The organism is Mesorhizobium sp. B3-1-8 (genome assembly GCF_006439495.1).
Classification (GTDB): domain Bacteria; phylum Pseudomonadota; class Alphaproteobacteria; order Rhizobiales; family Rhizobiaceae; genus Mesorhizobium.
Genome location: NZ_VFTK01000020.1, coordinates 102,353 through 126,735, shown reverse-complemented (window position 1 = coordinate 126,735; position 24,383 = coordinate 102,353). Strand labels below are relative to the sequence as shown.

Here is a 24,383-nt window from a genome sequence, read left to right as displayed (position 1 = left end):
GCCAACTTCATGGGCTTCGTCAAACTCGCCGCTATCGCCATCTGGCTCAAATAGTTAAATCGTCACCACCGCCTAGCAATCGCTTGACGTGCGCCGCCACCGCCCCAGACTCTTCGGATGAAGAACGATCCCGAGTGCCGCGCCGCGCTCCAGTTGATCAGGGCGACGATTGAGGAGCACTGCGGTATTATAGCGCAAACGCCACGGGCGCGGCGACAGAACTAAACCCACATGCCAGCGGGTGGCTAGCATGATCGGCGCGGTTTTCTTCGGCATCATATGGATGGCCTTTGTCTCTTTGAAGCCGTGTGCCTTCATACGCTCGGCCAGCTCGTCATATGTCAGTTCGGCCCGCGTTAGTTCGACCTTCAGATGACGCGCGGCCCGTTCGGCCCATTCTTGTTCCGTAGTTGCGAATCCGATGGGGAAGAAATCGATCCTAATTACCGAGAGCGTTTCGGAGGAGCGGCTGCTTGGGGCCGATTTTACGTCCGGCGATGTGGGCTACCACGCGACGAAGTGCTTCAAATCATCGAAAGCGTCTACAGAGCGACGGGTTTCAAAAAGCAGGACAGATCTAAGCACCGCAAGCGTTCGAAACGGTAAATCGGAACATTTGCAATATACATGGTTCCTCCTGACCAGGAGGAGAACGCCATGGCAGACGACAAGAGCAAGCGCGACTTCCGCGGCCGCGATCGGGTTTCGGCCGAGGAAGACTATGAGATTGAGCATTTCGCCCAGAAGGTCGGGTTGACGTCGCAGCAGTTGCGCGAGTTGATCCAGAAGCACGGCAACCAGCGCGAGACCGTGGAACGCGAGGCGAAGGCCCTAAAGCTTTGACGCGAGACAACTCAAGCGCGTGAGAGCCCGCCCTGAGGAGACGGGCTCTCGCCGGAACGGTCGCTATCGTTCCGACACGGCGCGCTGTCTCGGCGGAAGCTGCGCCGTGCAAGAGCAATTTCAGAGGCGGCGGAATGTTCCATTGGCCACCGCTTGACGAGCCCCGCCACCGCCCCAGACTATTCGGATGAAGAACGATCCCGAGTGCCGCGCCGCGCTCCAGTTGATCAGGGCGACGATTTGAGGAGCACTGCGGTATTATGGCGCAAACGCCACGGGCGCGGCGACAGAACTAAACCCACATGCCAGCGGGTGGCTAGCATGATCGGCGCGGTTTTCTTCGGCAACATATGGATGGCCTTTGTTTCTTTGAAGCCGTGTGCCTTCATACGCTCGGCCAGCTCGTCATATGTCAGATCGGCCCGCGTTAGTTCGACCTTCAGATGACGCGCCTCCCGTTCGGCCCATTCTTGTTCCGTAGTTGCGAATCCGATGGGGACGAAAGCGATCCTAATTACCGCGAGCGTATCGGAGGAGCGGCTGCTTGAGGCCGATTTTTACGCCCGGCGATGTGGGCTACCACGCGACGAAGTGCTTCAAATCATCGAAAGCGTCTACAGAGCGAGAGGTTGCCCACGCCGCCTTAGGGTGATCCCCGAATTGCAATGAAGGGACCAGCCCACTCTGATGGAGGTTTCTGAAATGTGTTCGCAGACGGAACTTATGAGTTCCAGGGTGGGACGTTCGTCTCACGTCCAATACAGCTGACCAGCAAGGGGCAGCGATGCGCGGAACGACGCAGAATTTCCGTAGTTCTCGCACTGCCTGCCGCGCACGCCTTGCGTGGCAGGCTACTTCCCGGCTGCCCATCGGCATCGGTCGACGGACCTTTGATTGCGCGGAAATTTACCATCCCTGGCGGCGGGTAGCCGTGCCAGCGTCGGGAGGGATGGCCATGCTCTCAGGTCAGCGTCGGTTCGCCCACCGTCATCTCGGTGAGAAAGGACGCGGCGATCAAGTCGTCCGCGTCGATGCGTAAGGAACCTTCTCCGCGCGCCATGATCGCCGCGACCTTCTGGAAGGTCTTGATCTCATGCTCGGTGATCCGGGCGTTCCGCATCCTGGCTTTGAGATCGGCGACACGCATTCCGAGCGAACGGGATGTTCCGACTTCTCTATTCGACATTTTGGTCAGTCCTCCTCCCCCCGCCCGTGCCTGTTTCGCCGCCGCCGAATCCGCGGCCTGCCACAGTCTGGTGTTTGCAGTTGAGGAGCATCAGCATGCCCGCTTATGAGAATCCGCTGATATTATGAATGAACGATGAATGACACGCGGCTGTATTTCAGCCCTCGGCTGTTTCCCGTCCACAGCTCACCGTGAGTTGTTTGCCTACCGTGGCAACAATGGGGATGGAACATAAGCCACATCACCGGCTTAGTCCGTCGGGTAGCTCACCTCGCCAGACGGTCGCGCTGCCTTCGGGCTGCCCACAGCCCGAGAGCCCGCTATCGTCCCTCAACGGTGGCGGGCTCAAATCGGAGCTTCTCCTATCAGCGGAACCTAATGTTCGCCTGCCGCTTATGGCGAGATGAGCACTCGCGGGATAAATTTCCTCGACAAATGGATGGCAGAGCATCTGCCGGATGCGGTGACCGACGACCCGGCCGCGATAAACGATCTAGCCGACCAGGCTATGGAAGCCGCGGACCGAGAGGGCATCGCGATAAGCGAAATCTATGAGGAAGTCGGCAGCGTCTTCGAAGTGATCGCGGCGGCGATGCAGCATCGCGATGGCAGCTTGCTCGAGGCAGATCCCGCCACCTTTGATCTCTTGGCAGACCGGTTGTCCCGAGAAGCAAACATCTCCAACGAGCAAGCCCACGATCTTATTGGGCGTTTCGGCACCGATTGGGAAATGCTGCTCAACGAAGCCCATTTTATGAAAGAGCTTGAAGGCCGGCTGGCGAAGGAATGACAAAGCACGGGCGATTCGTTAGGGCTGCCGAAGCAGCAAGCGTCCACTGACACGAAGCGCTCTAACGAAATGCTCCAGGGGTGCTTAAGACTGGGCCGGATCACAAGCGCGGTAGCGCATCAGAGTCACGTCGCAAGCGAAAGCGCGGATCGCACAGCGAGAAACAAGAGAGCAACGGTTTCCAAGGTAGCCAATAGCCCTGGTGTCAGAAATGCTTTAGCGTACCCTTCTGTACTAGTTTGCAAGGGATGGGATAATGCAAGTTGATCGTTTTCGAAAGATGCTTCGGGAGTTTTCGAGGCAGGCTAGAACCGGTCAGATAGCGACTAACACCATCACGGGCAATGCCGTCGCTAACATTGCCGACCAGTTAGAGCGCGACTTGGGAAACTCCATCGCAAATCGCCGGATAAAGAGCGACACCACAATATCGTTCGCTCCTGATATTTGTCCCTGTTGCGGTAAGTAACCCGAATGACGTGACGATATGTTGTATCTCCGTATCCCAAAGATGCGGAGCACCCCTACGACATTGCCTTTCAACTGACGAAAGACGCAACTGAGGTACCCGCAGAGCAAGGTCTTCTGAAGCACGAAGCCGAGCTCATGGTCTTGCGAGGGATGTTTCAGCCGACTGATGCTCGTTTTAGAGGATATTGCGAGGAACTTTTGGGGCCTTTCTCAATACAGTTTGGTTGGCGAAACAGCGCAGCTCGATCTGCCGTGAACCGGCTTCACAATCCGCTCGTCAATGTGAGGCGATACCGCACATTCAATTGACTTCGAATATGTAAGGCGTTACCTTACAAATATGATCCGCTCATTCAGAAACAAAGCCCTGCAACGCTTCTTCGAGACCGGCAACACGCGCGGTCTCAGCGTTCAGGATGACAAGCGCGTCGCTCGCATCCTGCGGGCCTTGGAAGCTGCGGCGCGGCCCCAGGACATGGACCTGCCCGGCTACCATTTCCACGGCCTCGCGGGTCGCGACAAAGGTCGCTATTCTGTTCGTGTGACCGGCAATTACCGCATCACATTCGGATGGGACGGCGAAGACGCAACCGAAGTCGAATTAGAGGATTACCACTGATGAACGAAGCACCCATCAAGCGCGGTCTACCCGCGATGCATCCCGGCGAGCTTCTGCGCGAAGATATCATCCCCGCACTGGATTTACCGAAGACCTATATCGCTCGGATGCTCGGCATTTCCCGCCGCACGCTCTACGACATCCTGGACGAGAAGCAGCCCGTCACTGTCACGATGGCGTTGCGCCTCGGCAAGCTGATCGGCAACGGCCCGGTGTTCTGGCTCAACCTCCAGCGCAACTATGACCTGGAGCAGGCCGAGAAGGAGCTGAGCGCCGAGCTCGAGGCAATCCCGACGCTGCATGCGGCGTGATCGTACAAGGCCTAGCAGTATCGTGGCAGCATCTTAATCGCCAATGAGGGAGCCGCATGGCAACCGATCGGTTGGACCGTCTTGCTTTGATTCTTGCGGCCGGGACAGGTGGGTTCTGTCTCGGTGAGTGGCTGGCGCCGGCGATGGTGAGCCAGCGAATCCAATGGGAAACACTCGCGACTGGCGTCCTAGCCATTGCTGCTGCGTCGTGGTCTGTTCGTGCGGCTATGAGGCTTGACCGTGAGCAGGAACGCCGTCACCGGCAACTCGCCAGGCTTCAAATTCGACAGGACACTCTGAGGCTGGAGCGGGCAGTTACCCCGGCGGTCGGATGGATGATGGGACTGATCGAACGAAGCGAAGAAGCCTTGGCGGCTTACGAGGCCGATCGCGTGAAGGGGTTGCCGCCAAGGTGATGGACGCCTTCACGATACTCGCCGACCAAGCCATGGACACCATCAGTGCCAGACAAATCGCTGGCGCCGAGGACCTCTTCGAGCCGGCGATGACGGTGCGTTACGGAGTGCTTGTTAAACTAGCAAAGCGCATAGAGGCGGCTGTCACGGAACTGCGAAGGGCTCGCGTCCAGCCTGAAAACGTTCTCTATCCGTCCATGCCAAGTCCCGATCTGGCCAGGCCACATCGCTAAGCTGGTTCCACCGTTTACGGCATTCATCAGCGCCCTTCCCGGTTTCACGGTCGCGCTTGAGCAACTGCTCGCGAAATATAAGAACGATTTTTGAGCGCATCGACGTCGGTGAAGCGAATGGGGGACGAAGATGAAGGCAGATACTTGGCTTGGAATAGCCAGCAACGTGACTTCGGTCCTGGTTGGGACCATGTTTGGGTCTCGATTGCCAGTATGCACGGTGTAGGCGGATGGCTCGAAACTTGGCAGACATTGGTTGCCGGGTTTCTCGCGGTCGTTGCTGGCGGGTTGACCGTCGCTGGAACAATGTGGGCAGATCAACGACAGGATAGCCGTCACAAGACATTCAGCGGTTGACCCTGCGGGCAGACCGAGCGACCGCCGCGCGAGCCTCATACATCGCCGGCGATTTCTTCGACCTGACCTACTTGGCCGAAGTTGATGAACTTCCCGCCGACGCTGAACGAGAACGGGTTATGGCGTCCAACACGAAACTAGTTGATTGGGCCCGAGACTGGACAAGAGACATCGAGGCTAAGTTGAAATCGGCTCTGATCACCGATGCCAGACCGCTATTCGATCCGCTTACAGCGGTGCACTACGAACAGATGGAAGTGATGTTGAAAGACATCAAGAACCGCTGCGCCTGCTAGGAAATGCGATCCCTTTCGAAAGGGGTCGAGCAGCAGCTTCAACTGCGAACTCACGTTGTTTCGTTGATGGAAGATTTACGAACACATCTTCAAATGTTCGCTGATGATCTAGCAGGACTTGGCGAGGCCTATTCGTAGGTCAAGAAAAACCCTTGAGGACCGGCTTGCCGACACATTTGCAGTCGATCAACTCGCCGGGTTGGATGTGCTGGCCGACGGCGGGGTCGTACCAGACCTCGGAAATCCTATAGCGCGTTGCCTTCGCGGCCGGCTTTCAGATGCGTTGGCCTCGGCTCCCGGAGCCGGTCAAGACGGTCGCAGAAGCACGGACAAGTGATTTTGCGCGCCATTGGCTTGCTATATTGCTGTCACTCGGATGCCGACGGGACTCCACAGGCTCACGGAGGGTAAATGATTGTCTTAGATAAAGCGCTGGCCGTGCTCTTGGTGCTTGGCGCCCTCGGACACACCATGGGTTCGATCCAGTTTTACAAAGGACAGCCGCACGCACTGTTCTGGTCGCTCTGCACGTCAGTTCTAATCGTGCTCGTAGCAGCGATGAACTGGCTCCGTGCGGATCGGCCGCAGGACTTTGGCCTGGCGTGGGTGACAGCTATCGCGACATTGTCCTATGCCGGCATCTCGATCGGCTTCGGTTTTCTGATCGGTAATCCGTTGGATTGGCGTGCTCTATCCTTTGGTGCCGTTTCATTCGTGCTCGTTGTGCTCGGCATTCGCACCGCGCTCGGATAATCTTGCGGTGGGACCAAGCAGCCAGCCCAAGCTGATTAAGCTTAAGCTAAGAGAAGCCCTTAATCACCGGCTTGCCGGCGCACCGGCAACCGGGCTCCTCGCCCGGCCGGATGAAGCGCTTGACGGCCGGGTCGTACCAGCCGGTCGAAATCTTGAAGCGGACCTTTTCGCGGCCAGCCTGGACATGCGTGGGGCGAGGTTCCTTCCCGCCGCCGCTGTGGTGCCATTCGGCTTCGTCGATGCCGAGTTCCAGTTGGCGCGCCGTGTTGAAGGCCGATGTCGCCTTGTTGTTCTGGTCGAGCGCGATGAAGGCGGCGCGCCCCTTGGTAATGCCCGAGTAGCGCTGCAAATCCTGCACGATGCCGGCAAGATCGCGGCCGGTCTGGACCGACCGCATCACCGCGCCTTCGACCTGGTCGAAATACTGCGACGGGATCGACTTGATCAGCGCCACATTGGCGTGGATCGTCGCGTCGACGACGTCGCGCATCGCCGCCGTCATCTTGAATTCGACCGAGATGCCGCCATCGCGCAGGATCTTACGCAGCGCCGCGCTCGAACGTTTCTCGACCGAGAGCGCGAAATAGTCGCCTAGCTGACCCGATGCGACGTCGAAGCGCTTGGTCCACTGCGCGGCAAGCTTGCGGATCGATCGGCGCAGCGCATCCGCCGGCGTCTCGTCCTGCGCCATGCGGGGCGTATTGGCCCGGTAGGAGGCTTTTAGCCAGTAGAGCACGCCATCGCTCATGGCGTCGATCAGGCGCGTCAGCCGGCGCCTATAGGCCGTTTCGGCGGCGCCGAGATCGAGGACACGCTCTTGCGGAGGTCGAGCTTTACGGACTTCTCCAAAATGCTAACTGCATTGCACACTGGTCCGCGCACACGTGGAACAGGGCGAAAAACACACGAATTCACGGACGGATCGAGGGGCGATGTCTATCGAGCCATCCTGCTCGCAATCAAGAGAGACCCGGCGGAGCTGGCATTTACATATGAGAAGATCATCACCCGAGTGAAGGAAATTTGTTCGTCGGAACCGCCGATCGGCTTAAACATCACCTCAGCGCTAGAGGCCCTTGGAGGCGGCGTGAACGTCACGCCGTCGAACGCGTCGCCGGTGCACGTAGGTTATGGTGTTACAGCGGGCCAGAATATAAAAGCCAACAACACCACGAATATCACCAGGGCTGCAACAGCGCCCCACATTAGAACATTTCGAGTGCCGCGCTGCTCTTCGTGTCGGGAAATATTGTTGGGCATTGTCGAATCCTGGTGACGTCGGTTTCATCAGCAACGCTAGCTTCATATGCTGGTTCCGAGGCCTTCAGCGAATTGGCCTCATGAGCCAAGCGCTCCGCTTCCGTTCGCGACAGCCCGATAAGCAAACTGTCGTGGCGGAGTGCGGGCAAATCCGTCGACCGGTCATATACCAGCCACTCATCGGCTGGATCACACATTGTCTCGAACCTCATCGCCGCGCTCCCATGCGTTAGGGTGTCCTAATCTTCGCTTGCCACCGTTGTTCCAACCTCAACCTGGAAAGTCGCTGTCCAAGCCGTTCATCGAGGCAGCGACAGGATTTCGAGGCGAACTGGTCCACCTCGATTACAACTTGTGCAAAAAAGCGCCCGCTCCACAGAACTGAACAGCGCGGCCTTGCCATAGCGTTTGATGAGCGCCTCGGGTTTCACCGATGCATGATGCGAGCAGTTTTTGCACCAGGCCCGAAGCGTGTGCCAGCTTCGGAGATCGCCAAGCGCCACATCGAGACCGGCGTGTATGCTACCGTCCACTATCGTCTCGAGAGGAACGGTTGGCTCGCCAGGCGTGAGCAGCTTCTCCATTGCGTAATTGGCGTTTCGATGAATGAGCAGCATTCCCGGCCGACGCCGAATTGCCGCCTGCCATCCGGCCTGCGACACGACGAAATCCGGTGATCGCGATATGGTTTCGATAAGGGCGATCTCGTCGCGATCCCACACCTCGATTCGGAAATTGTCCTCTGCTGTTTTCCCCATAGCTCCGCAGCCGGACGCTTGGGCGACCGCCTATTCCTCCGAAGTGCTGATCCCCTTTGAATAGAGAACAAATTCCTAGCCGGTCAATGGCAGCTTGACAGTTTTGTTCCTATTTTGTTCACTTCTTGCATGATAGCCACAGGAGGCAGGAATGCCGCTTCGACTGGTGATTGAGAATGCAACCTGGGAAGAGTTGTGCCGCGGCGTCGCGGCCGCGGAGGCTGTTTTCGCCCGCTCGGGAATTTCATACGAAGATGCTGTCAACGGGATGCTGGCAGCCGATCCCTGGATGAAAGAGAAATTTCCTGACTTTCCAGAGCCCAGCAAGAAACAGGAGACGGCAGCCAGCGTCTGGTACGAGGCCGAACGCGCCGCTTGCCAAGCTTGCTGTGCGGGATGGCCCGAAGACAAGGTCGTTCGCCCGCACCGGGTTTTGGGGATCGGTCCAGTTGAACCGAGGGTGAAGACGGCGAACCTTGCTACATGGCCGGACAGGCAGGGGCGATACCGGGAGATCATCGAGCGCTTGGAGACGGCCATCGGCCCCGACCGGCAACTCGATATCGATACCTGTTACGTAATGGGCTGGATCGATGGGCCGTGCACACCCGAAGAAGCGGCCGAAATGGAGCTCCCCTATCTCACGGGCAAACTGGCACAGATTTTGGAGATCACCAAGAAATCCCTTCCCAAATGGACGATCGAAGTCGACCAGGAACCATGCGATGCTCGCATCATCGAACCGGATCGCGACAGGGATGAGCACGTCGATTTGAGCGTGGCTGCGTAGCGTTGCTCAGATGGCTATCAACACATGGAGAAGCCTCCTGCCAACGCGGCAATTGCAGTTACACTCGCGGCAATGCGCCTGCAGGCTGACAGTTTTCTGCCCCCGGCATGGTGAGACGAAATCGCAGCATTCCGCCGCCAACGGTCATCGATCGCGAGATGCCGCACCAAGTCGCTCTGCCCGACGACATCTGCACAGCATACAACTTCACGCTGATCCGACGGTTTCTCGAGGAGCAAGGGCTATCATGCCGGACGCGATCGGTGATTGCGATCTGGGAAGACGGCAAGCAGGAGCAATGGCGATTGCACTGTTTCGCAGATCGCGATGCCGCCGCCGCCTTCCTTGACCACTTCGGCGGGTTCATGTTCGATCCCAAGCATGACCGTGAGAATGGCCGAGCACGTGGCGCCTGGCGCCGCAAGGGCGTCTATCAGCGGATCTTCGAGATTGGACCTCTCAGTGTGCCGGAAATCCTGCGGAACTGAACTCAGGCGCGCTCTGGCCGTACCGTTTCAACGGATAACGATCCCGCCGGCAAGGGTCGCAACAACTCGCTTTCCGGTCTCGATAGATCGAGCCAGACTCTCCAATTCTCAGGCTGAAGAACGACCACCTGCCGATTGTGATACGGCGCGACATCCGGCCCAGGGTCGGTCGTCAACATAGTGAAGGTGGGCGGCTTGTTGCCGGCCGCCTCACGCCAGAGCCCGGCAATGGTTAGGAATGGAGCACCGTTCAACGTGAAGCGGTGTTTGGCTTTTGGATATTTCGTGCCCGTGAACTCGAAGAACGCCGATGCCGGCACGAGGCAGCGTTTGCTGTCAGCAAAACGACGCCCTTCGGACCGGAAGTTGAACACCGGCCCTCCCTTCGGGCCGGCCGGCGGAAAACCAAACGTCATCGACACAAGTTCAACGCCGTCTCCGGCAGCACGCATGATCGGCGCCGGATCGTTGATGCGGATGTCGTCAGCCTGGGGAAGATCAAGTTCGGTTTGATGGGTCGGGATATTCAGCGCCAACGATTCCATCATCCGGCAATATTCTGCCCAGGCGACGTGCTGCTCGTAGTCGTTGCACATGGAGTTTCCCGCGGAAACGACGAAGGATGATCTTAGGAAGCTACTAGGCCGATTTTCGTGCAGGCTTCGACTTTGGCGCCGGCCTAATGCCCTCCTTGGCGAGGCTCTTCTTCAGTACGGCGGCGAGGTCGACAACATTCTCCTTGGGTTTTGGTGCCGGCTTGGGCGGCTTCTTGCCCTTGCGCTTGGCGTCGATCATTGCGATCAACGCATCCTCATAGGTATCTTCGAACTTCGACGGATCGAACTTAGTCACCTTCTTCTCGATCAGGAGCCCGGCAATTTCGAGCAAATCCTTGTCGTACTTCGGGCTCTTCAGATCGTCGAAGACGCTGTTTTCCGAAATCATCTCGTTATGCGTGCGCAGTTCGGTCAGCAGCATTCCCTTGCCGAAGGGTTGGATCACGACCTCTCGACCCCGCTGGTAAAGAACAACGCAGGATCGAGCGGCCACCCGCTTGTTGGCCATGGCTTCCCGAAGAACATTGAATGCCTCGGCAGCAGTGCCATCGGCCGGAATGACGTAATAGGGCTTTTCAAGATATCGGGTGTCGATATCGTCGATCGCAACGAAGCCGTCGACCTCCAGCGTATGGTGCGACGTCAGCTTGAGCTTCTTGATCTCGTCCGGCTCGATTTCGAGAAACTCGCCCTTCTCCACCTCATAGCCTTTGATCTGGTCTTCCGCGGGAACCAGGTCGCCGGTCTGCTCGTCGACATAGGCGCTCTTGACGGGAAGCCCGTCCTCGCGGCTCAGGATCTTGAAATGGACCTTGCCGGTCTCGGTGGTAGCGCCGACCAGCTTGACGCCACAAGTCACGGATCCGACCTTCAGAAAACCCTTCCACACTGCGCGTGGCGCTGCCATGTCCTGTTCCCTCGCTGATCGAATGATACAGGAACAGTTGGCGCTGGGCATGGTTCCCGGTCGGACGAATGGTATCAGGGGGCATGCAGACGAGAGCGACTTACGATTCGAAGACGGGTACATTCACGCTGGAGAAGGGCATCTGGCGAGGAACGTTCCCGGTCGCGGACTTGCCGAAGTGGCTGAAGTTCTATCGCCAGCAGATGGAGCGGTATCCAGCACACGCGGCATCCTACTCAGAAGACGTGAGAGCCCTTGAAGCGCTCGCGGCGGAATTGCGTTTGGGGTAATGAAAGAGCCCGCACCGGGGGAACGATGCGGGCTCATGCCGGGAACTGCCAAACCCGACGCGACGCCGTGAAACGCTGGGAGGGGCACGCGTCGCGGCTACCCAACATTGTCGTGACGAGAATGTTCCGTGGGGATCAATGCCTTCGCTTCAGGAAGCGCGCTTCACGCAGGAGCGATGCCCAGTCAGTGCCGATCATCTCGACGAGCTCTCGGGCCTGCTCTTCGGAAATCCCTGTCTCTTTAACCAGCCGCCGAACCAATAGATCAGCCAAGTCTTTCTTGTGGTCTCTTCCGTCGCGACACATCTGAAACTCCGTGCATCGCGCCGAACTGGTTGTGAGCGGAAAGGTTTCGGATGCGGATCAGGCGTAACAGAACGTGAAAAAAGCCCGCCGACCGAAGCCGACGGGCTATCTTCCCTCAAACTGCTCGTGCTCCCCTTCCCGGGTGGTCCGCCCGAACCCAGGAACCCCACACAAGGCTCTTCCTAATGCAGTTTTGACTAATGGGCTGTAGCTCGGGAGCAACAACGAGGGGGATTTTCCGGGTTGGCCGGCTAGAGGCGGCCTTCAAAAGGCCTGACAGGTTCTCGCGGTGGGGTCGTCTGCATTCTTTAAGCAGATGTTTGCTAGGCCCGGTGCGCATCATCTTGTATCATTCGCGAGCCAGGCTACAGCGTAAGGAGTATCATCTAGCGACCGAGTGGCAGTTTTGACACTGACAGCAGTTCAGCCTCGTCCCTGATCCCTGCCAAATAGTTGGCCAGCAGGCGAGATGCGAGGGCTTCGCGTCGCTCGGGGGACTGATGTTCATCCTTCAATTTGTCGAACACGCGACCGAGTAGCGCGACCTCCGACGAACTGAAGACGCCTGCTTCTCTGGCTCTTTCAAGAATTGGCATGAAGTCCCTCCCTAGACAGGTCGATCCCTCAAACGCCGTCAAACTCGCCTTTGAAAGCCTCCGTTGTCAACGAAAGAAAAAGCCCGCCGGGCGGTGAGCCGAGGGGCCTCACATTTCAGCCCTTAGCGATCATCCGATGACAGGCGGTGCCGACGGTCCTGCAACGATAGCAGAAGGCTTGACCTTGCGAACAAGAACGGGCTTCTCATATGTCTTTTCATCAATCTCTCCAGATCTTTAATTGCCGCCGGGCCGGCTATCCGCGGAACGATCACCGCAGCGCGATCCGTCGGAGGTCGTGTCATAGTCATGCTGACAGTTTCCAGCAAAAGATGCCGTTGAGGCACCCAGTGCGCTGAGCAGCAGCGCGATGAAGATAAAGATTCGCATAGCGCCGGGGATTGGTGGAAATCGACTCGCAAAGATTGCGCGACTGCTTAAAATCCCCTCGTCGCATCATCGCGGGTTGGGGATTTGCATTGAAAGCGCCGATAGCTCTCGTCCTCGAAGACGAAATGCTGATCGTTCTCGACGTAGAAACGCATTTGGCAGAGGCCGGCTTTGCGGTGGTAGTGGCGCGGTCGTGCGAGGAGGCCAATCGGTTTCTCAGCGGTCACACGCCAAATCTCGCCATAGTGGACGTCGAGTTGGCGGACGGCTCGTGCCACGCTGTCGCCGGCACGCTTTTGGAAAGAAACGTCCCATTCATAGTGCATTCCGGAACCCCTCTGGACGAAGGGGCTGACGTGTTCCGCGCAGGCCATTTTCTGTTGAAGCCGGCCTCTATGCAGAAGCTCGTCGAAATCGCGAAGGCGATGGTCGAGGGCTGAGCGGTATTCCCTTAATGTCCACACCGGGGATGAACCGCCTTCAGGACCTGCCTTTTAGCACTAGGTTGCCCCGTGCCTTCTCTGGTTGTCAATCTCGGGAGAAACAAAGTTGCGCTGAGAGCGTTTGAGCTTGTTCAACGGGCCAGAGCAGCATGACCAGATACTATTTCCACGTTGATAACGGCACCTTCGTCCCCGACCCTGAAGGGGTCGATCTCCCGGATTTAGACGCGGCGCGGCAGGAAGCAGTGCGCACTGCTGGCGAGATGATAAACGACAGCAAGCAGTCTTTCTGGGAGCATATGACGCCTTGGATCATGAATGTGACGGATGATGAGAATCATCTCCTGTTCACGCTTCAGTTCGCGGCGAAAGTGCCTTCAGGCGATGCGCTCTACATCCCGCGCACGGAGGCTGACCGCGGCTAGGGTTGAGCCCGACAAAGAAGCCCGCCGGCCAAAGCCAGCGGCAGAGTTACTGGAGTAGATGCGCTAAGTGGAAAGATGCGCGGCAGGCTGGCCGGGGGACAGCGGAAAGCAGCGCGAACTCGGCAGCGAAACCGGTGGAAAGACATAAAAACTTATGTCAATGCAATTATGCTAATTTAGCTTCCGATTTAGCCGACTCTCCCCTACGAGTCGGTTAGGCCCGGCGGTTTAGCCCCACGCACCCCAACGCGGAACTGTCGGGCCGCTAGCTTGGGGGTGTTCAGGCTTTGCGCCGCCCGGAAGGCAACGAATGAGCAGGCAGCGAGAATATTACCAAAGGCTTGACGAACCCAGCCGTCGCACCAGACTCAACGGCATGGCGAAGGGTAACATCAACATCGGCGACGAGGTCACGATCATAGCGATGGTGCGCCGGCGAGTAACCGAGGATCGCGTCAGCGTCTCGATCCCTGGCTACAACCAGCCGCATTCGATCCTCGATCGGACATCAAAGGTCAGCAAGGGTCGGCCGATCGAGCTGGTGGGCGATGTCACGCATGTCGATGGGGCAAAGGTCACCGTGAACCTCGGCATCCCTGTCACCGTCGATGCCGAAATAGTCACCCTGAAGACGCGCTATGTGCCTCCGAAGCGGAAGGCGCCGCTCATCGACAAGGCGTCCTAAAAGAAAACCCGCCCGCCGGAACCTGGGGGATTATGCAGTTCGCCTGATCGGTGATAGATCAAGCCGGCTCAGGCGGAGGCACAGACGGTCCGGCAACGATAACGGAAAGTTTGCCCTTGCGAACGAGGACGGGCTTCTCATAGGTCTTCTTCACTGAAAACTCCCCCAAGGTTGAAGATCCTTAAACGCGGTGAAAATGACCGGCGCCACCGCTGGTTCTCAAGACAAGAAAAAGCCCGCCGGCCAAAGCCAGCGGGCAGTTACTGGAGTAGCCTGGGCGCGCAAACTGGCAACGTGCGCGGCAGGCTACTCAGCAACAGCGCAAAACCCGAGTAGTTCCCTCGACACCTGTGTGTTGCTCCCGTCAGTCGTAATATCCGTCGGACGAACGTCTTATCCGCCAACTCATAAGTCCCGAGGGCGAAACATTTTCCGCAGATCTTCATTAGGAGGTGCTGGCGAGCATAGTCCCTTCGTCGCCAGGTCATGGATGCCCGCCACTACCTGCGATGATGGTGGGCATCCATCATTCAAAAGGTGCCGGATTGCCGCTTCCTCGAGAACTTGAAGACCAATATCTCACCTTTGAGTGCCCACGATGCGAACGCGCGATCGTTCGAAAAGGCATATGGTTCAAGACCATTTCCTCATTCAAATGCCTGTCCTGCAAGGCAGCGCTGGGGCTTGGATACGCCGAGAAGCTGCACCTCTTCGAGAAGCACAGGCATCTGATAGCGACCCGACAAACCGATGATGATGTAAAAGCCTCGTCGGCCGGAGCCGACGGGCGCTAAGATGCGGTGTCGTCAGCCTGGCGGCAGGACGACTACAACAGACGCGGTTGCAACGGCTGCGGAAAGCTTGCCCTGGCGCACCAGCATGGGCTTCTCGTAGGCCTTCTTCATGGGAATTCTCCCGGTTTCGGTTGATCTCTCAAACACCATGACATTGTCCCCTGGCCTTCTTTGGTTGCCAAGCTGTGAGTAACAAAGTGGCCCCGCGACAGTTTGGGCCTGTCCAACAAGGGCAGAGCATCATGACAACCTATTATTTCCACGTCGACAACGGCGAATTCATCCCCGACGGAGATGGTGTCGATCTCCCGGATCTGGACGCGGCGCGGCAAGAAGCCGTGCGTGCTGCGGGCGAGATGATAAACGAGAGCAAGCGCTCTTTCTGGGAGGGTATGACCCCTTGGATCATGAATGTGACGGACGATGAAAATCATCTCCTGTTTACGCTTCAGTTCGCGGCGAAAGTGCCTTCAGGAAACGCGCTCTACATCCCGCAAACGGAGGCTGACCACGCCTAGACTAGGCCACCGCCCGACAAAAAACCCGCCTGCCGGAGCCGGGGTTGGAGGTAGGGTTTGAAATGACCAGGAGCCATGCTGGCAATTCTCAAGTGGCAGGCGTCAAAGGTTCCGTCAAGGACGCGGCGCCGAGCCAAGCGGTGCGCTCAGATATCAAATGAAAAAGCCCGCCGGCCAGGGCCAGCGGGCAAAGGTTGGCTATGGTCTCGACCCACCAAAGGGACGAACCAACACAATACGCGCAGCGGGCGGCGAGCGCCTTCACAAATGTTAAGGCACTGCTTGCTTCAGTTGACGCTGTTCCAACTGGTCAATCCGCTCAGTCAGGCGTTTGATGTAATCGGATAGGGTGTAGGTATTCCCGAATCGCTTGCCGGTTCCGCTCGCGAGGCCAGCCTCGCGGCTTGCTCGTGAACTCCTCAACGTAGCCGTACCGTCCGACGATGACACCACGGACGAACCGGACAACTTCCGCCCGCCATGCCCATGCTGTGACGGCCGCATGATCGTGATCGAGGTGTTCGAACGATGGAGGCAGCCGCGCGAACCGCCACACGGTTCCCGGTCGACCGGGAGCAGCACGCCATGACCCGGCATGGAATGGTTCAGCCTTCAGTTGCGGGCACTCAGCCTCCGGCAGCGGATCGACACACGTCTATGGTGATGATCGACTCCGACAGAGCCGCGCCCAGCCGCCCACCGTCCCGCCATCACCGCGCGGAGGCGCAACGAAGCGGTCTGTCCGTATTCACCCCAGAGTTCCCGGGTCGCGCCATTGCCGACATCTGCCAAAATCCGAAATCCCCATAGCCATCACCTGTGGCCCGCGGGTTCCTTCCTCGGGACTTCGTACGCTTGCCGGCGCCCGAAACTCTTCGCGGAAGCGGAAGGTCCGGTCAGGGGATGGTTGAGCTAAACTACGAAGCCGACCTTCCAGCCCTCATAGTCTCGACGGCTTCGGAGCGAAGCGGATATGGCGATCACGCAGGCCACCTCAGAGAGTAGTCAGTGGTAGTAGATGCCGCCGTCCACGTTGAGCGCCTGCCCAGTGACGAAGGCCGACAGATCCGAGGCGAAGAACAAGACCGGGCCGATGATGTCCTCCGGCGCGCCGAGGCGCTTCAGCGCCGCGACATCCTCCCAATGGCGGATCGCCGCTTCGCTGCCCAGATTGTTCTTGCCCATCTCGGTCAGGATGATGCCTGGGCAGATGGCGTTGACGGTGACGCCGTCCATGCCGACCTCCTGCGCCAGCACGCGGGTGAGCGTGATCACTACCGCCTTGGTCGCGGCGTAGTGGCCCTGCGTCGGCACGCCCTGCCGGCCGGCGATCGAGGCGATGTTGATCACCCTGCCCGACTTCCTGGCGCGCATATGCGGCAGCACCGCCTGGCACATCATCAGCACGCCCTTGGCGTTGACGTCGAAATGCGCGTCCCAATTGGCCTCGTCGAGATCCTGCAGCAGGCTGGGCTTGAGGATACCGGCATTGTTGACCAGCACGTCGATGCTTCCGGCAGCCTTGAGCAGCGCCTGCGCGGTGGCGTCGATGTCCTTCTTCTTGCTGACGTCCATCGTGTAGACATAGGCCTTGCGGCCGGCCGCCTCGATCTCGCCTTTGGTCACGTCGAGCTCGGCCGCCTGCGAGTGCAGATCGGTGATGGCGACGTCGAAGCCCGCTTCGGCGAGCCCCTTTGCGAGCGCCCTGCCAATGCCGCGGCTGGCGCCGGTGACGAGAGCCGTCTTGCCCTTGGCCTCAGGAAGAATGGTCATGCTGGTTCCACCTTTGATGTCTTGACCGGGAGCGAGTTCATCGCCGCGATCGTGTCGTCGAACGAAACGAGTTTGCCGTCGGAGCCGAGCCCCATCGCCACCTTGGCGGCGACGGCACTGGCAAAGCGTGCGGACTGCCTCAGGTCCCAGCCTTTGACGATGCCGACGATGATGCCGGCGGTGAAGGAGTCGCCGCAGCCCGTGGTGTCGAACACCTCGACGTCGAAGGCCGGCAGATGGAAATCCTCGCGATGCTCGGGCGAGACATAGACGCCGCCGGCACCGAGCGTGAGGATGCAGTTCTTCACGCCCCTCGCCTTGAAGAAGGCGGCGACGCTGGCCGGATCGCGGTCATGCGCCATCTCACCGGCCTCGTCGATGCTGGGCACGAAATAGTCGATGTAGGGCAGGCACGGCTCGACCAGCTTCCAGGTCTCCGGCGTCGCCTGGATGAGATCGAAAGTGGTGACGCGGCCAAGCTCCTTGGCGCGCTTCAAGAGCCTGACGGTCGGCTCGCCGTCAAAGCGCTTCAGGAGGCCGGTGCCGCCGACATGGACGACGGTGGCGTCGAGCGCCGCGTCGAGATCGGCATCGGCGACCTCGAACAGGGTGGCGGTGCCGGGAACATGCAAGGCTGGCCGCTCGCCGTTCGGCCGCACCGGCAGGATGGTGGATGACGTCTGGACGCTGCCGTCACGGCGCACAAGGCTCGTCTCCAGCCCATATTTCTGAAGTTTGGCCAGGAACCAGTCGCCCATGTCGTCGCTGCCGAGCGTGGTGACAGCCCGGGTCTTCAGGCCGAGGATGGCGCAGGCCATCCCGGTCGCGCCGGCCGTGCCGGCGACAGTCATGCGGATCTCCTCAATATAGTCGGCGCGGCCGCCTTCGGGGATGCGCGAGACCGGCCGTCCCAGGATGTCGAGGACGTAGAAGCCGATCGAGCTGACGTCGAATTGTGGCATGGCTGACTGGACCTTTCGAACTCAATGGGCGGCGCGGCGCAGGCCGAAGCTTGCGGCCAGCACCAGGAAGACGAGCACGCCGATGCCGACCTGCTGCCAGCAGAAATTCCAGCCGACGAGCAGCAGCCCGTTCTTGACGATGGCGAGCAGCAGCACGCCGAGCAGCGTGCCGATCACCGAGGGCTTGCGCTCTCGGCTGAGCGTCGTGCCGATGAAGGTGGCGCCGATCGCGTCGAGCAGGAAAGCGTTGCCCGACAGCGGCACGTAGGACTTCACCGTCGCGGACAACAATATACCTGTGATGCCGGCAAGCAGCGCGCACAGCACATGCACCATCGACAATTCGCGCGGCACGCGGATGCCGGAATACCAGGCGACGCCGGGCTGGGCGCCCATGGCCTGGACATAGCGGCCGAAGACCGCGCGATGCAGCAGGAGATGGACCGCGACCGCTAGGACGATCAGCACGATGACCGGCGTCGGTATTCCGAACATAGCGGTGCGGGCAATGGCGTTGAATTGGTCTGCTGCATAGCCGCTTGTGAGATAGATCGGCTGGCCGCCGCTGGTGGCGAGCTGCTGCGTGCTCTGGCCGATGAAGAGCACGCCGAGCGTCGCCAGGAAGGGGCTGATGTTGAGCCTGGTGATGAGGATCGCATTCAGCAGGCCGACGATCAGCGCGGCGCCGAGCCCGCCCGCGACGCCGACCGCGCCACTGTAGCCGGCGGCCAGCAGCATGACGAAGATCATGCTTGCCATGTCGACGGACACGCCGACCGAAAGGTCGATGCCGCCCGACGAGATGACGATGGTGAGCCCCAGCGCCACGATCGCCAGCATGACGACGTTGTTGACCAGCACGTTGAAGAGATTGGCCGGCGTCAGGAAGGTCGGGCTCGCCACCGAAAAGAAGATGACGATGGCCGCGAAGGCAATGAGCACGCTGTATTTGGCGAGGAAGCCGCGCAGGCTCGCCTTGGCTGCGTTCTCGTTGGCCGAGACGCTCATCGCGAACCCTCCGAACCGCGGGCAAAGGATGTGATCGCCACCACCAGCAGGATCAGCGCACCCTGCACCCCGTTGACCCAATAGCTGGAGACGTTGAGCAGTTGGAAGCCGTTGGCCAGAAGGCCGATGAACAGCACGCTGAGCAGCGTGCCGCCCATGGTCGGCACGAAGCGGCGGGAAAAGACCGTGCCGAGCAATGCCGCCGCCAGCACTGACAGGAGCAGCTCGCCGGAACCGGGTGTGCTGGCCGACAGGCGAGAGACGGTGAGGATGCTCGCTACAGCAGCACAGAAGCCGCTGAGGATGTACGTGAAGGAGACGTAGAAGGGGACGCCGATACCGGCCGCCCGCGCCGCCTCGGGATGACCGCCGACAGCGTAGAGCCTGAGCCCGAATGCCGTGCCGTGGACGACTGCGATCATGATAGCGGAGAAGACGATCAGCGCCCAGGCAAGCGCCGAGATGCTGAGGAAGCTTCCCGAAACCAGCACGCCGAGCAGCGGCGAGGATGCGCCGACGACCGTGTTCTGGGTGAGCGTGAGTTCCATGCCGGCGGCGACATTGAGCACGGCAAGCGTCGCAAGCAGGGGAAGGATGCCGAGGCCGACCACGGCAAGGGCGTTCAACGCGCCGACCGCCATGCCGACGGCGATGGCCGCGAGCACCGAAAGAAAGTCGCCATAGCCCATCGACAAAAGTGTCGCGTAGACGGCGGCGCAGAGCCCCATATTGGCGGCGATCGACAGGTCGATGCCGCCTTCGGTGACATCGGAGCCGCCGCCGATGATGACGGCCGTCATGCCATAGGCGAGCACGCCTAGGACCGCCGACTGCTCGACGACATTGATCAGGTTGAAGGTCGAGGTGAAGCCCGGCGCGAAGATGACGAAATAGGCCATGATCGCGGCGAAGGCGGCGATCGCGCCAAGCCGCACGACCAGCGCGCCGAAGCGCCGGCCCGCGCTTTTGGCGGCGGCTTGCTTTTCATCGGACACGCCGACTTCGGTTTGGAGAACAGTCGCGCTCATGCGGCCACTCCATCGGTGATCGAGCGCGCACCGGACGAAGCGGCGAGCAGCGCGTCGCTGTTCATCGAAGGACCGGAGAAGCTGCCGGCGAGCCTGCCGCGATAGACGACCAGAACGCGGTCGCAGACGCCGACCAGTTCGAGCAGGTCGGAGGACAGAAGCAGGATCGCCGCGCCCTCTCCCGCCAACCGGTTCAACAGATTGTAGATCTCAATCTTGGCGCCGACATCGACGGCGACTGTCGGCTCGTCCAGCACATAAACGCGCGACTGGCAGCTCAGCCATTTGGCCAAAGCCACCTTCTGCTGGTTGCCGCCAGAGAGCTCGCGCACCAGCGCGTCGCGATGCGGCGTCTTGATCGACAGTTCCTTGATCAGGCCGTCGACCGCCTTGTTCTCCAAGCCGCGGCTGACCATGCCGCTCCTGGAGTAGCGGCGCAGGCTGGCCAAAGAAATATTCTCGCGCACCGACAGGCCAAGCGCCACTCCATGCGCGCGGCGATCTTCCGGCAGCATCGCAATGCCGTCGCGCACCGCCTTGACCGGCGTCGACAACGCAAGCTCCCTACCCTCGACCTTGACCTGGCCGCCATCGGCGGTCTTGAGGCCGAACAGACACTGGACAATTTCCTTGGCGCCGGAGCCGAGCAGGCCGGTGAGGCCGACGATCTCGCCGGCGCGCACGTTGAAGCCGATATTCTCGAAGCTGCCGCCGAGGCGGAGGGAGGAAACCTCCAGGACCGGGGCGCCTAGAGTGACCGAGCGCTTCGGGAACATCTCGCCGACATCGCGGGCGATCATCATCGAGATGATCTCGTCGATCGACGTCTGGCGCGGATCGACCGTGCCGACATCGGTACCGTTGCGCATCACGGTGACGCGGTCGCAGAGCTTCTCGATCTCCTGCATGTAGTGGGAAATGAAGACCACGGCGATGCCGTCGTCGCGCAGCCGGCGCAGCACGTCGAACAGGCTGTCGACCTCGCGTTTGACCAATGCCGCGGTCGGCTCGTCGAGCACCAGCACCGACGCTTTCTGAGCCAGCGCGCGGGTGATCTGCACGACCTTCTGCTGCGCCGTGGTCAGGTCTTTCACAAGGGTTCCCGCTGGCAATTCCATGCCGAAGAAGCGCTTCAACAGGTCCGCGGCCCCGCGCTCCATGGCGCGGCGGCTGACGAACGGGCCGAGGCCGATTTCGTGGCCGAGGAAGACAGCTTCGCCGACGGTCGCGGTCGGCACCAAAAGCCTGTCTTGGTGGATAAAATGCACGCCGAGCTTTTCGACCGAAGCCGGCGTCAGCGTGCTGACGGTCTCGCCGTTGATGAGGATGGTGCCGCTGTCCGGCTTGATGATGCCGGCCAGCACCTTGATGATAGTCGACTTGCCGGCACCGTTCTGGCCGACAAGGCCGAGGATCGAGCCGCGCGCGATCTCGAGGTTGGCGTTTTCCAGCGCGCGAACCGGTCCGAACCGCTTCGATATGCCCGTCATCGATACAGCAATGTCACGCTTTGCTGTCTGCATGGCCGTCAATCCTGGTTGGATATGACGGGCAGCCACAGACGTTGGGCTGCCCGTCGTTTCGTTCCGTCCTATTTAACGCCAGCCTTCTCGGCGGCGTCGAGGAACGGCTTTCCTTTTTCGGCGGCGTTTTCCTTGTTGATCAGCACCGAAGGCACGAAAGTGAAGGGCGGCACCTTCTGGCCAGCCAAGTATTTGGCGACGTTGTCGACCGAGGTCTTGCCGATCTCATAGGGCTGTTGCGCTGCCACCGCGCCGGCGGACGACTTCGGATCCATCACCATCTTGATGACTTCCGGGCTGCCGTCGATGCCATAGGTCTTGACCTCGTTGCGGCCGGCGGCTTCGACCGCCTGCGTGGCGCCGATCTGCGGCACGTCCCAGCAAGCCCAGACCGCGCCGATCGAGCCCTTCTCGGGCGACTTGGTCAGCATGTCGGTGACGTTGGAATAGGCGCTCTGCACCGTGTTGGGGATAACGTCGCGCAGCTCGGGCTCGACGATCTTCACATCCGGGAACGAGGTCAGCACATATTTCAGCTGGTCGTAGCGGATCTTGCAGACCGGCACGCTGTAGAAGCCGTTGAAGACCAGCACATTGCCTTTGCCGCCCATGTCGGCGACCATCTGCAAGGCGATCTCGGCGCCGATATTGTAATTGTTGGAGGTGGTGTTGTTGATGGCGTGCGGGGTGGCGGTATCGACCGTGAACAGCGGGATGCCGGCATCGCGGATCTTCTGCAGCCACGGGTTCAGCACTTCGAGATTGCCGAGCTGCTCGATGATGGCGTCGGGCTTCTGCGCGATCAGCGTCTGCAGTTGCGCGATCTGCTGCTGGTCCTTGCGACCGGCGTCGAGCGCGATGACTTCGCCGCCGAGCTCCTTGACGCGGTCCTGGATGCCTTTGAAGGCCATCAGGTCCCAATAATGGTCCGTGCCGATGGCCGAGACGCCGATGCGCTTGCCCTTGAGCGACAGCTCCTCGGCGGTTGCGCCCGAGACGGCGGCAAGGCTGCAAGCCACCGCCAACCCCAGGGCGAGCGCCTTGACGAGGCCTTTCATGGATCTGATCATTTCATTTCCTCCCTTCTTGATCGCTCCGGGCCTTCCGGAGGATTCTGCCTGATGGCCGCCGCTCAGGCGGCGGCCTCCTCGTCGCGCAGGCCGTAGCTCGCCATGCGCTTGATGACGTTTTCGATCTCCTCGTCGGACAGCACCGGCGGCTCTCCGATCTGCAGGGCGCCGTGATACTGGCGCGCCAACGTCTCGACCTCGACGGCAAGCCACATGGCCTGAGCGAGGCTCGATCCGACAGCGATCATGCCGTGCTGGGCAAGCAGGCAGGCCTTGCGGTCGCGCAGCGCCTCCACCGCATACGCCGAAAGCTCTGCCGTGCCGAAGGTGGCGTAGGGCGCGCAGCGTATGTCGCTGCCGCCGGCGACCGCGACCATATAGTGGATCGCCGGTATCTTCCTGCCCATGATGGCGATCGTGGTGCAGTAGGTCGGATGGGCGTGAACGACGGCGTTGACCTCCGGCCGCGCCTTCATGATGTCGAGATGGAAGCGCCATTCGCTGGATGGCGGCAGGCGCCCGTCGACCTCGCCGTTCCACCCCATGAAGACGATGTCCTCCGGCTGCAGCGTGTCATAGGGCGTGCTGGTCGGCGAGATCAACATGCCCTCGCCATGGCGCCGGCTGATGTTGCCGGATGTGCCCTGGTTGATGCCCAGCGCGTTCATCTGGATGCAGGCATCGATGATGGCCTGGCGCGCCTCTCGGTCCGAAACGGTCATGCGATATACCAATCCTTGCGAGGCCAATTACCAGGCCGTGTAACCGCCATCGATCGACAGGATCGCGCCGGTGACGTAGCTCGAGGCCGGTGAGGCCAGGAACAGGATCGCCGAGGCGATCTCCTTCGGCGTACCCAGCCGGCCCATCGGCGTCATGTCGATCCAGGTGTTGAAGAGTTCGGGACGCTCGCGCATCTTCAGCGTCATCTCGGTGCCGACATAGCCCGGCGCCAGCGCGTTGACGCGCACGCCCGATTTCGCCCACTCGACCGCGAGCGCCTTGGTCATCATGTGCACGGCGCCCTTGCTCACCATGTAGGACGGCGCCGTCTGCGGGCGGTTGATGATCAGGCCCGACATCGAGCCGAGATTGACGATGGAACCCTTGTTGCGGTCGACCATCGAGCGGCCGAAGGCGCGCGAGGCCCAGTAGACGCCGTTGACGTTGACATCCATCACCAGGCGCCATTCCTCGTCCGGCGTGTCGAGCGCGGTGTTGAGGCGCGCGATGCCGGCGCTGTTGACCAGGATATCGACCTTTCCGAAGTCAGCTACGACCTTGGCAGCCATCGCCTCGACGGCTTCCGGATTGGTGACGTCGAGCACGCGGCCATCGACGCTTGCGACACCGGCCGTCGTGAGCGCCTCGGCAGCGGCTTTCAGCCCGTCCGCATTCATGTCGAGCAGGACGATACGCGCGCCGCAAGTCCCGAGCGCCTTGGCCGCCTCGAGACCGATCCCGCTGGCGCCGCCGGTGACGACGGCAACCTCGCCTTTCAGGTCGAATTGCGACTGGTAATCCATGCACGTCCTCC

The 24,383-nt window shown here is 60.3% G+C and carries 30 protein-coding genes; 13 read left to right on the top strand and 17 right to left on the bottom strand.

The features are described 5' to 3' along the window. Positions 1–72 precede the first annotated feature (72 nt). Positions 73–423, bottom strand: coding sequence for a DUF6471 domain-containing protein (locus FJ424_RS34100; RefSeq protein WP_281405440.1), 351 nt, complete (start codon positions 421–423; stop codon positions 73–75). Positions 424–657: 234 nt separating this feature from the next. Between FJ424_RS34100 and FJ424_RS19785 the strand changes: the two genes are divergently transcribed. After that, entirely contained in the window at positions 658–843 is a 186-nt protein-coding gene (locus FJ424_RS19785) for a DUF3606 domain-containing protein (RefSeq protein ID WP_140654108.1), read from the top strand. A gap of 227 nt (positions 844–1,070) precedes the next feature. Here the strand turns inward: FJ424_RS19785 and FJ424_RS34095 are convergent, their stop codons facing one another. Together FJ424_RS34095 and FJ424_RS19780 are read right to left on the bottom strand one after the other, a co-directional pair. Then, positions 1,071–1,337 (bottom strand): DUF6471 domain-containing protein, encoded by a 267-nt coding sequence (locus tag FJ424_RS34095; RefSeq protein ID WP_281405439.1) that lies wholly within the window; start codon positions 1,335–1,337, stop codon positions 1,071–1,073. 467 nt (positions 1,338–1,804) lie between these two features. Beyond that, positions 1,805–2,029 (bottom strand): hypothetical protein, encoded by a 225-nt coding sequence (locus FJ424_RS19780; protein WP_140654110.1) that lies wholly within the window; start codon positions 2,027–2,029, stop codon positions 1,805–1,807. 439 nt (positions 2,030–2,468) lie between these two features. Between FJ424_RS19780 and FJ424_RS34090 the strand changes: the two genes are divergently transcribed. The 6 genes from FJ424_RS34090 (at position 2,469) to FJ424_RS19750 (ending at position 6,275) form a co-directional block, all read left to right on the top strand. Next, positions 2,469–2,819, top strand: a complete 351-nt coding sequence (locus FJ424_RS34090) for a hypothetical protein (protein WP_246672458.1) — start codon at positions 2,469–2,471, stop codon at positions 2,817–2,819. An 811-nt stretch (positions 2,820–3,630) separates the two neighbouring features. Next, on the top strand, positions 3,631–3,909 hold the full coding sequence (locus FJ424_RS19770; RefSeq protein ID WP_140654112.1) for a type II toxin-antitoxin system RelE/ParE family toxin: 279 nt from the start codon (positions 3,631–3,633) through the stop codon (positions 3,907–3,909). Next, entirely contained in the window at positions 3,909–4,220 is a 312-nt protein-coding gene (locus tag FJ424_RS19765; RefSeq protein WP_181182042.1) for a HigA family addiction module antitoxin, read from the top strand. Before FJ424_RS19770 ends, FJ424_RS19765 begins: the two co-directional genes overlap by 1 nt. A gap of 56 nt (positions 4,221–4,276) precedes the next feature. Beyond that, positions 4,277–4,636 carry a hypothetical protein gene (locus FJ424_RS19760; protein WP_140654113.1) on the top strand — a complete coding sequence of 120 codons (360 nt, stop codon included), beginning with the start codon at positions 4,277–4,279 and terminating at the stop codon, positions 4,634–4,636. A 586-nt stretch (positions 4,637–5,222) separates the two neighbouring features. After that, complete coding sequence (locus tag FJ424_RS19755; protein WP_140654115.1) at positions 5,223–5,522, top strand: hypothetical protein; 300 nt, start codon at positions 5,223–5,225, stop codon at positions 5,520–5,522. Between the two features lie 411 nt (positions 5,523–5,933). Next, a complete protein-coding gene (locus FJ424_RS19750; protein ID WP_140654117.1) occupies positions 5,934–6,275 on the top strand; it encodes a hypothetical protein in 342 nt (113 codons plus the stop codon). Between the two features lie 46 nt (positions 6,276–6,321). On the opposite strand, the gene FJ424_RS19745 is transcribed toward FJ424_RS19750, so the two are convergent. Further along, complete coding sequence (locus tag FJ424_RS19745; RefSeq protein ID WP_140654119.1) at positions 6,322–7,023, bottom strand: phage minor head protein; 702 nt, start codon at positions 7,021–7,023, stop codon at positions 6,322–6,324. A gap of 811 nt (positions 7,024–7,834) precedes the next feature. Continuing rightward, positions 7,835–8,293 (bottom strand): hypothetical protein, encoded by a 459-nt coding sequence (locus FJ424_RS19740; protein ID WP_140654120.1) that lies wholly within the window; start codon positions 8,291–8,293, stop codon positions 7,835–7,837. A 151-nt stretch (positions 8,294–8,444) separates the two neighbouring features. On the opposite strand from FJ424_RS19740, the gene FJ424_RS19735 reads away from it, so the two are divergent. Further along, a complete protein-coding gene (locus tag FJ424_RS19735; RefSeq protein WP_140654122.1) occupies positions 8,445–9,083 on the top strand; it encodes a hypothetical protein in 639 nt (212 codons plus the stop codon). 158 nt (positions 9,084–9,241) lie between these two features. Then, a complete protein-coding gene (locus FJ424_RS19730; protein ID WP_140654124.1) occupies positions 9,242–9,571 on the top strand; it encodes a hypothetical protein in 330 nt (109 codons plus the stop codon). 2 nt (positions 9,572–9,573) lie between these two features. Here FJ424_RS19730 and FJ424_RS19725 read toward each other — a convergent pair whose 3' ends face one another. The 3 genes from FJ424_RS19725 to FJ424_RS19715 all read right to left on the bottom strand — a co-directional run bounded on the left by FJ424_RS19725 (position 9,574) and on the right by FJ424_RS19715 (position 12,227). Further along, positions 9,574–10,167, bottom strand: coding sequence for an SOS response-associated peptidase (locus tag FJ424_RS19725; RefSeq protein ID WP_140654126.1), 594 nt, complete (start codon positions 10,165–10,167; stop codon positions 9,574–9,576). A 43-nt stretch (positions 10,168–10,210) separates the two neighbouring features. After that, on the bottom strand, positions 10,211–11,035 hold the full coding sequence (locus tag FJ424_RS19720; RefSeq protein ID WP_140654128.1) for a Ku protein: 825 nt from the start codon (positions 11,033–11,035) through the stop codon (positions 10,211–10,213). Between the two features lie 982 nt (positions 11,036–12,017). After that, complete coding sequence (locus FJ424_RS19715) at positions 12,018–12,227, bottom strand: hypothetical protein (RefSeq protein WP_140654129.1); 210 nt, start codon at positions 12,225–12,227, stop codon at positions 12,018–12,020. Between the two features lie 404 nt (positions 12,228–12,631). Here FJ424_RS19715 and FJ424_RS19700 point away from each other — a divergent pair, with 404 nt between their 5' ends. The 3 genes from FJ424_RS19700 to FJ424_RS19690 all read left to right on the top strand — a co-directional run bounded on the left by FJ424_RS19700 (position 12,632) and on the right by FJ424_RS19690 (position 14,170). After that, on the top strand, positions 12,632–13,057 hold the full coding sequence (locus tag FJ424_RS19700; RefSeq protein ID WP_140654133.1) for a response regulator: 426 nt from the start codon (positions 12,632–12,634) through the stop codon (positions 13,055–13,057). A gap of 152 nt (positions 13,058–13,209) precedes the next feature. Then, positions 13,210–13,485 (top strand): hypothetical protein, encoded by a 276-nt coding sequence (locus FJ424_RS19695; protein WP_140654135.1) that lies wholly within the window; start codon positions 13,210–13,212, stop codon positions 13,483–13,485. Positions 13,486–13,795: 310 nt separating this feature from the next. Continuing rightward, a complete protein-coding gene (locus FJ424_RS19690) occupies positions 13,796–14,170 on the top strand; it encodes a hypothetical protein (protein WP_348640131.1) in 375 nt (124 codons plus the stop codon). An 806-nt stretch (positions 14,171–14,976) separates the two neighbouring features. Here FJ424_RS19690 and FJ424_RS19680 read toward each other — a convergent pair. Next, entirely contained in the window at positions 14,977–15,075 is a 99-nt protein-coding gene (locus FJ424_RS19680; RefSeq protein WP_140654139.1) for a putative RiPP precursor, read from the bottom strand. 131 nt (positions 15,076–15,206) lie between these two features. Between FJ424_RS19680 and FJ424_RS19675 the strand changes: the two genes are divergently transcribed. Then, positions 15,207–15,482: a hypothetical protein gene (locus FJ424_RS19675; RefSeq protein ID WP_140654141.1), complete on the top strand. Its 276-nt coding sequence runs from the start codon at positions 15,207–15,209 to the stop codon at positions 15,480–15,482. A 1,005-nt stretch (positions 15,483–16,487) separates the two neighbouring features. On the opposite strand, the gene FJ424_RS19665 is transcribed toward FJ424_RS19675, so the two are convergent. The 8 genes from FJ424_RS19665 to FJ424_RS19630 form a co-directional block, all read right to left on the bottom strand. After that, complete coding sequence (locus tag FJ424_RS19665) at positions 16,488–17,255, bottom strand: SDR family NAD(P)-dependent oxidoreductase (RefSeq protein ID WP_140654143.1); 768 nt, start codon at positions 17,253–17,255, stop codon at positions 16,488–16,490. Further along, positions 17,252–18,217 carry a sugar kinase gene (locus FJ424_RS19660; RefSeq protein ID WP_140654145.1) on the bottom strand — a complete coding sequence of 322 codons (966 nt, stop codon included), beginning with the start codon at positions 18,215–18,217 and terminating at the stop codon, positions 17,252–17,254. Before FJ424_RS19660 ends, FJ424_RS19665 begins: the two co-directional genes overlap by 4 nt. 21 nt (positions 18,218–18,238) lie before the next feature. Next, positions 18,239–19,225: an ABC transporter permease gene (locus FJ424_RS19655; RefSeq protein ID WP_140654148.1), complete on the bottom strand. Its 987-nt coding sequence runs from the start codon at positions 19,223–19,225 to the stop codon at positions 18,239–18,241. Next, positions 19,222–20,253, bottom strand: coding sequence for an ABC transporter permease (locus FJ424_RS19650; RefSeq protein WP_140654150.1), 1,032 nt, complete (start codon positions 20,251–20,253; stop codon positions 19,222–19,224). Before FJ424_RS19650 ends, FJ424_RS19655 begins: the two co-directional genes overlap by 4 nt. Continuing rightward, complete coding sequence (locus tag FJ424_RS19645) at positions 20,250–21,776, bottom strand: sugar ABC transporter ATP-binding protein (RefSeq protein ID WP_181182043.1); 1,527 nt, start codon at positions 21,774–21,776, stop codon at positions 20,250–20,252. The genes FJ424_RS19650 and FJ424_RS19645 overlap by 4 nt, the downstream gene beginning before the upstream one ends. A gap of 68 nt (positions 21,777–21,844) precedes the next feature. Further along, the gene (locus tag FJ424_RS19640) at positions 21,845–22,846 is read right to left on the bottom strand and encodes a sugar ABC transporter substrate-binding protein (protein WP_210239430.1); all 1,002 of its coding nucleotides are present in this window, start codon (positions 22,844–22,846) and stop codon (positions 21,845–21,847) included. A gap of 62 nt (positions 22,847–22,908) precedes the next feature. Then, entirely contained in the window at positions 22,909–23,568 is a 660-nt protein-coding gene (locus tag FJ424_RS19635; protein WP_140654152.1) for an L-fuculose-phosphate aldolase, read from the bottom strand. Between the two features lie 27 nt (positions 23,569–23,595). Then, positions 23,596–24,372, bottom strand: a complete 777-nt coding sequence (locus tag FJ424_RS19630; protein WP_140654154.1) for an SDR family oxidoreductase — start codon at positions 24,370–24,372, stop codon at positions 23,596–23,598. Positions 24,373–24,383: the final 11 nt, after the last annotated feature.

Excerpts from the sequence above, each read along its gene's own strand:
- FJ424_RS19785 (WP_140654108.1), top strand. The coding sequence starts at position 658 with ATGGCAGACGACAAGAGCAAGCGCGACTTCCGCGGCCGCGATCGGGTT.
- FJ424_RS19780 (WP_140654110.1), bottom strand. The coding sequence starts at position 2,029 with ATGTCGAATAGAGAAGTCGGAACATCCCGTTCGCTCGGAATGCGTGTC.
- FJ424_RS34090 (WP_246672458.1), top strand. The coding sequence starts at position 2,469 with ATGGCAGAGCATCTGCCGGATGCGGTGACCGACGACCCGGCCGCGATA.
- FJ424_RS19770 (WP_140654112.1), top strand. The coding sequence starts at position 3,631 with ATGATCCGCTCATTCAGAAACAAAGCCCTGCAACGCTTCTTCGAGACC.
- FJ424_RS19765 (WP_181182042.1), top strand. The coding sequence starts at position 3,909 with ATGAACGAAGCACCCATCAAGCGCGGTCTACCCGCGATGCATCCCGGC.
- FJ424_RS19760 (WP_140654113.1), top strand. The coding sequence starts at position 4,277 with ATGGCAACCGATCGGTTGGACCGTCTTGCTTTGATTCTTGCGGCCGGG.
- FJ424_RS19750 (WP_140654117.1), top strand. The coding sequence starts at position 5,934 with ATGATTGTCTTAGATAAAGCGCTGGCCGTGCTCTTGGTGCTTGGCGCC.
- FJ424_RS19745 (WP_140654119.1), bottom strand. The coding sequence starts at position 7,023 with ATGAGCGATGGCGTGCTCTACTGGCTAAAAGCCTCCTACCGGGCCAAT.
- FJ424_RS19740 (WP_140654120.1), bottom strand. The coding sequence starts at position 8,293 with ATGGGGAAAACAGCAGAGGACAATTTCCGAATCGAGGTGTGGGATCGC.
- FJ424_RS19735 (WP_140654122.1), top strand. The coding sequence starts at position 8,445 with ATGCCGCTTCGACTGGTGATTGAGAATGCAACCTGGGAAGAGTTGTGC.
- FJ424_RS19730 (WP_140654124.1), top strand. The coding sequence starts at position 9,242 with ATGCCGCACCAAGTCGCTCTGCCCGACGACATCTGCACAGCATACAAC.
- FJ424_RS19725 (WP_140654126.1), bottom strand. The coding sequence starts at position 10,167 with ATGTGCAACGACTACGAGCAGCACGTCGCCTGGGCAGAATATTGCCGG.
- FJ424_RS19720 (WP_140654128.1), bottom strand. The coding sequence starts at position 11,035 with ATGGCAGCGCCACGCGCAGTGTGGAAGGGTTTTCTGAAGGTCGGATCC.
- FJ424_RS19715 (WP_140654129.1), bottom strand. The coding sequence starts at position 12,227 with ATGCCAATTCTTGAAAGAGCCAGAGAAGCAGGCGTCTTCAGTTCGTCG.
- FJ424_RS19695 (WP_140654135.1), top strand. The coding sequence starts at position 13,210 with ATGACCAGATACTATTTCCACGTTGATAACGGCACCTTCGTCCCCGAC.
- FJ424_RS19690 (WP_348640131.1), top strand. The coding sequence starts at position 13,796 with ATGAGCAGGCAGCGAGAATATTACCAAAGGCTTGACGAACCCAGCCGT.
- FJ424_RS19680 (WP_140654139.1), bottom strand. The coding sequence starts at position 15,075 with ATGAAGAAGGCCTACGAGAAGCCCATGCTGGTGCGCCAGGGCAAGCTT.
- FJ424_RS19675 (WP_140654141.1), top strand. The coding sequence starts at position 15,207 with ATGACAACCTATTATTTCCACGTCGACAACGGCGAATTCATCCCCGAC.
- FJ424_RS19665 (WP_140654143.1), bottom strand. The coding sequence starts at position 17,255 with ATGACCATTCTTCCTGAGGCCAAGGGCAAGACGGCTCTCGTCACCGGC.
- FJ424_RS19660 (WP_140654145.1), bottom strand. The coding sequence starts at position 18,217 with ATGCCACAATTCGACGTCAGCTCGATCGGCTTCTACGTCCTCGACATC.
- FJ424_RS19655 (WP_140654148.1), bottom strand. The coding sequence starts at position 19,225 with ATGAGCGTCTCGGCCAACGAGAACGCAGCCAAGGCGAGCCTGCGCGGC.
- FJ424_RS19650 (WP_140654150.1), bottom strand. The coding sequence starts at position 20,253 with ATGAGCGCGACTGTTCTCCAAACCGAAGTCGGCGTGTCCGATGAAAAG.
- FJ424_RS19645 (WP_181182043.1), bottom strand. The coding sequence starts at position 21,776 with ATGCAGACAGCAAAGCGTGACATTGCTGTATCGATGACGGGCATATCG.
- FJ424_RS19640 (WP_210239430.1), bottom strand. The coding sequence starts at position 22,846 with ATGATCAGATCCATGAAAGGCCTCGTCAAGGCGCTCGCCCTGGGGTTG.
- FJ424_RS19635 (WP_140654152.1), bottom strand. The coding sequence starts at position 23,568 with ATGACCGTTTCGGACCGAGAGGCGCGCCAGGCCATCATCGATGCCTGC.
- FJ424_RS19630 (WP_140654154.1), bottom strand. The coding sequence starts at position 24,372 with ATGGATTACCAGTCGCAATTCGACCTGAAAGGCGAGGTTGCCGTCGTC.